The 5,147-nt window shown below is 60.5% G+C and carries 3 protein-coding genes; 2 read left to right on the plus strand and 1 reads right to left on the minus strand.

Features of this window, described 5'->3' with window-relative positions; all coding sequences use genetic code 11:
• The first annotated feature begins 159 nt into the window (after positions 1-159).
• Together IH881_20150 and IH881_20155 are read left to right on the plus strand one after the other, a co-directional pair.
• On the plus strand, positions 160-1,578 hold the full coding sequence (locus IH881_20150) for an NAD(P)/FAD-dependent oxidoreductase (GenBank protein ID MCH7870010.1): 1,419 nt from the start codon (positions 160-162) through the stop codon (positions 1,576-1,578).
• 161 nt (positions 1,579-1,739) lie between these two features.
• Positions 1,740-3,437, plus strand: coding sequence for a hypothetical protein (locus IH881_20155; protein MCH7870011.1), 1,698 nt, complete (start codon positions 1,740-1,742; stop codon positions 3,435-3,437).
• A 65-nt stretch (positions 3,438-3,502) separates the two neighbouring features.
• Here IH881_20155 and IH881_20160 read toward each other — a convergent pair.
• Positions 3,503-5,147 (minus strand): glycosyltransferase family 39 protein (locus IH881_20160; GenBank protein MCH7870012.1); only part of this gene is annotated, 1,645 nt, incomplete at its 5' end.

A 5,147-nucleotide genomic window follows, 5' to 3' on the forward strand; every position in this document is an offset into this window, starting at 1 on the left:
ACGGCGAAGTGCTGTTCGATTTTGGGGACTCGGTGTCCCCACTGCGCGAACTATCGAAGCATCTAGAGCCGGGCACCGGCTATTGTTTCGCATAGGGCACCGCGTTGCCGCAGCCCCCAGGGCACTCCAACTGTGTGTTCGCGAAAGGAAATGTGACCCATGATCGAGTGTGACGTCTGCGTAATCGGAGGGGGTCCCGGAGGACTGACCGCTGCAGCTACTTTGGCAATACGAGGCCGCAAGGTGGTGGTTCTGAATGAAGGTCCATTGATGGGCTATGGAATCGAGGGTGCCTTCAAATCAAAATCCGAATTCGAAATTACCAGTCACTACCTGCAATCACGTCTTCGACCCGAGGTCTTCGGCAATTTGAGCCCACCGTCGTGGCATAGGGTTCAGGCCGGGATTGAACGATCTGCAGCGGGGCTCAATGCACATCTCGAGGTCCGTTTACGTAGGCTTGGGGTTACGGTCATTGGTGGCCACGCCACTTTCGAAGACTGCAACACAATACTCATCAACGATGAAAGCGTACGCGCTGCGCATGTCATCATCGCAACCGGGACCCTGCCGCGACTGCTTCCAGGAGTAGAGGTGGATGGACGCCACGTTGTGACCAGTGACGAAATCATGGGAGTCAATTCGCTGCCTGAGTCGCTGGTAGTGCTCGGTGGAGGCGTCATTGGTTGCGAATTCGCGGGGATGTTCGCTGCGCTCGGATCACAAGTAAAGCTAATCGACACCCAGAGCCGAATCCTTGCCAGCGAGGATCAAGACATCAGTGACTTCCTGTCGAAGGCGATGGCCAGAAATGGCGTTGAAGTGATGTCGTCTTGCCGGTTTAAGTCTCTAAAGATTGAAAACGGTGTCGTTCATACGCGACTCGTCAACGATGTTACGCTGCAAAGCGAGGTCGTCTTGCTCGCAGTAGGTCGGACACCCTGCACACAAGATCTAAACCTGGAGGGTGCTGGTGTCGAACTCGATGAACGGGGATATATTCCCACGAACCAGCGGATGCAAACAAACATCTCAAACATATACGCTGTAGGTGATGTGGGGCTGCGCAATACACCAGTCGACATGGCGCTGGTTCACGTCGCGCAGGCTGAAGGTCGCTGCTCGGCGTACCACATTCTCGGCCAGGACTTTCATCAGTCCATGGATCACATCCCCTACATCATCTTTTCGTTGCCAATGGTTGCTGGCGCAGGTCTTTCTGAGAGTGTCGCCAGCGAAAAGTACGGCAAGGTCCGCGTCGGCAAGTACCCGTTTGGGCGAAACCATCGAGCTCACGCGATGGGTTCACCGTTCGGTTTTGTGAAGTTGATCGTAGGCCCAGACGGAGATGATCGTATCCTCGGGATTCGGGCCATTGGACGAGATGCAGATTCTCTGATCTCCGCCGCATCGATCATGATCGAACACCAGTTTCCATATACTTATCTCTTGAACTCCATCATGCCGCATCCGTCATTAATGGAGTGTTTGCAAGGTGCCGCGGGAATCATTTCCGGAGATGTGCTGGCTTTCGAAGAGCACGAAGAATATCCGGTAGAGGGATTCCCTTCCTCTTGAGCCCGACGCCCCGGTTTCACTTGCATCTGGCAATGGCTCCCCCCTCGCGCCGACGATCCGCGCCGCGCTCGAGGGTGAGTAACCTATACTCCTGAGATTCGCGCCTGTGCTGGCGATCTGTTGAGACTCGAACCCCACCCCCTGCTTCGATCGGATTGGCGATGTTGCACGAGATCGCTGGGCAGAGCACCGCGCTGGGGTTGATCCTCGCTGCCTGGTTGCTGTCCATCGGCGGCTGCATCGGGCTCGGGCTGCTGTGGCAACGTGCGTGGGGGGCGCATACACACGGCGGCGAACGGATCTTCGCTGCGTTTTGGATCGGCCTGGCCCTCGCGATGGGTGCGCTTCAATTATGGCACTTCCTCGTGCCGGTCAATCTGGCGGCCGCTGCGTGTTTGCTGGCGATCGGAGGCTTTGGCCTCGTGCGGGAGCGAGCCGCCTTGCTGGCGCTTCGTCCGGCCTCGGCCTCCCAGTGGGCCGCCCTTGGAGCGACGTTGCTCGGCGTGCTTTGGGTGGCACACCGCTGCATGCGACCACTCGAGCACTACGACACGGGCCTCTATCTGCTCGCCGCCATGACGTGGATCGGCGACGAGGCGCTGATGCCCGGCCTCGCGAACCTTCACGGGCGCCTCGGCTTCAACAACGCCCACCTGCTCTTCGCGGCGCTCTTCGATATGGGCCCGTGGATGAACCGCTCGCCCAACCTGTTGAACGGATGCCTGCTGACCGTGTTTTTCGCGGGCTGCCTGCACGCCGGCCGCAACCTCTTCGGGGCTTCGCGGGCTCGCGCCGGAGCCGCGTTCGCGTGGCTGATCATTCCGCCGGCGATGATACTGGCGTCCCGCTACATGGTGAGTCTCTCTAGCGACCTTCCCGCCACCCTGTTCTCGCTCCTCGTAGCCTGGCGAGCTTTCCGCCTGCTGGCTGGCGAGGTGGAGGGCGCGGTTGCACAGCGGGCCGAGCTGCGCGATCTCACTCTGCTCGCTGCAGCGGGAATTTGTATCAAGCTCAGCAGTCTGGTATTTCTCGGCGGCGTGTGGCTAACCGCTGCGTTCGCGGTGTTCCCGAACCTGCGTCAGCGCGACCTGCTCATCTCCGCCGCGATCGGGTTCGCGTTGCTGGGCCCCTGGCTGATCCGCAATGCGGTGTTGAGCGGCTACCCCCTCTATCCGATTTCACTCATTTCGATTCCGATTGACTGGCGGGTGCCGGTGGAATCAGTCGACCGCACCGCCTCGCTGATAAAAATTTGGGCGCGCGTCCCCGGCGGCTCCAGCGAAATTGCGCTGGGCGGCTGGCAATGGCTAGAAAGCTGGACGCAGCGGAACCTCGTGCTGCAAGTGGGGGCGAGATTCCCGCTTCCCGTCCTGTTGGGAACTCTCGGAGCCATTCTGGTCGCAGCGGGTCGAACGGTTGGTCGCAGCTCGCCCGCGGCACGCGGCCTCTGGCTGCTGGCTCCCTCGACACTGGCGTTCGTGTTCTGGTTCTGGACGGCACCCGACCCGCGCTTCGCGATGTTCGTCTTCTGGTCGATCGCGGCAGCAGGGATCGCGGCGGCGATCGGTGTCTGGAGTGCGCTACCGGCCGCACGTTTCTGTGTCGTTGCCCTCGCGACAGCGCTATCGCTGGTCTCGGCTCCCCGCGACACGATCCGAAGCGGAACCGAGCGCGGCTTCCACCCCCTGCCCGTAGTCGAGATCGATCAATTCAAGACCGCGTCGGGCCTGAAGGTGAACGTTCCCGTCGGATCCGACAAATGCTGGGGAACTCGCCCACCCTGCACACCTTATCCTCGCGCGGACCTCCGACTTCGCGACAGGTCTGCTCTGCGTAGCGGTTTTGCGCGCGGGCACTGACAGTCCGTCTCGATCGAGCGCGGGTTCGCGAACCGACTTTGCTCGCCAGGCGCATCGCCAGCTCGCTACTTCCGCCTTCGATTCTGAGCAGCGCGTGTAAGCGCGGTGCTGGTGGCAGTGCGGACTCGGTCGTCGGAATAGTCGTAGATGAAGATCGAGTGATTCGCAGTGGCTAAAGGAACAAGGGAGCGAAACTCGCGAAAGACCTCGCCCGTGTAGGCACCCTGGAGATGCGTGGCCGAGATCGCGACGAAGTCGAGTTTCGCGAAGGTCACCGAGCCCTGCGTAGGTCTGACGGCATCGATGTCGTAGTCGTCGACACAATCCCGACCGAAATAGGCGAGCCATACCTTCCCACCTCCCAGCTCCTTCAAGCTTTCTTCCAGCGCCGGCAGATCCTGTCCCCAATCAACATTCGAGTCGACCACGTAGTGGTGGCCCTGCTGGGGACCCCCAACGATGAAGTTGAAGTACTGCAGATATGCGGGTCTTACGCCCAGCGCACTCGTGGCCTGCAGCAGCACGATGCCCAACACGACGGCGAGTCTCAGGGCGCGGCCTGGTGCGAGGCGACACCAGGACTCCATCCCCAGCCAGATCAGCAGTGGGTAGAGGAGCAGAAGGTAGCGATGGCCGATGTTGATGCTCGACGAAATCGCAAACCCTACGTAGACCACCACGGCAGACAGCCACAGCAGTAACTCTCTGTCCTCCAGGGTCCATGGCCGCGTGGACCGTCGAATCCGCCGTCCAGTTCGGATTACTTGAATGACAATAGGGAGCGTCAGCAGCAGTTCGACCGGCGTGCTCTTGATTGCGAAGACGATGGGATAGTAGGTCCACCAACCCTCGCTCGAGCGGTCTCCCATCAGAAAAGCCGGATGACCGTCATTGGCATGATGCAGTTGACTCAACAGGCCTACGATCGTCGACGGGAGCTTCATCCCTTGCAGGATTCCGGGGGTGGTATCAGCCCACCCCTCCAACGGCGTGGCCAAGGCAAACCCCGAGACACTCCAGCAAACAAGGAATATGCAGACGCCCATGCTCGCCGCGCGGTACGCCACAAGCTTGAGAACCGAGATCGATCCGAGACGCTGCCCCTCACTTACGGCCGCCGAAAGCGCAACGACCACCAGCGCGATCGGTATCAGAAAGACCGCCGAGTACTTGGAGGCCATGGCCAGACCCAGCACGACCGACAGAGAGACAAGGGACGCCCTCGAAGCCGAACGTAAGTGCCACGCCATGGCTACGACACTCAGGAAGGAAAACAGGGCGACACAAGCATCGGTCGTGGCCACAGAAAGATGGGCGAGCAGCGAGGGAGAGAGCCCCAGGACGCTCGCTGCTCCGAGTCCCACCCATGGACCGTGTCGCAAACCCAGAACCAGAAAGATCGCCACGAGGAGTGGCACTCCGAAGAGAACCGCAGTGAGGATGCGGGCGAGAAAGATCCGACTGCGACCCTCCTCCTCACATGCTTGGCTGACCGATTGTTCCTCGAGTTCCCGGGCGGGCACGCCCTGGGCAAGGGCCGCGGAAACATGGTTGATCAGGATGGGGAGCGGTCCAATTCCCGCTCTCGCGAATCCAGAGAAATCGCCATCTCGGGCGACTTGCGTGGCAATCCAGTGATACTGCGGTTCGTCCATCGTGATGCCCTGTCGTCGGGCGGCTTCGACTGCGAGTGAGACGGTGAGACCAATT

The sequence above is a fragment of the Myxococcales bacterium genome, from assembly GCA_022563535.1.
Taxonomy (GTDB): Bacteria; Myxococcota_A; UBA9160; order UBA9160; family UBA4427; genus DUBZ01.

Bases quoted from the DNA above. Each gene is read 5' to 3' on its own strand.
- IH881_20150 (MCH7870010.1), top strand. From the start codon at position 160: ATGATCGAGTGTGACGTCTGCGTAATCGGAGGGGGTCCCGGAGGACTG.
- IH881_20155 (MCH7870011.1), top strand. From the start codon at position 1,740: ATGTTGCACGAGATCGCTGGGCAGAGCACCGCGCTGGGGTTGATCCTC.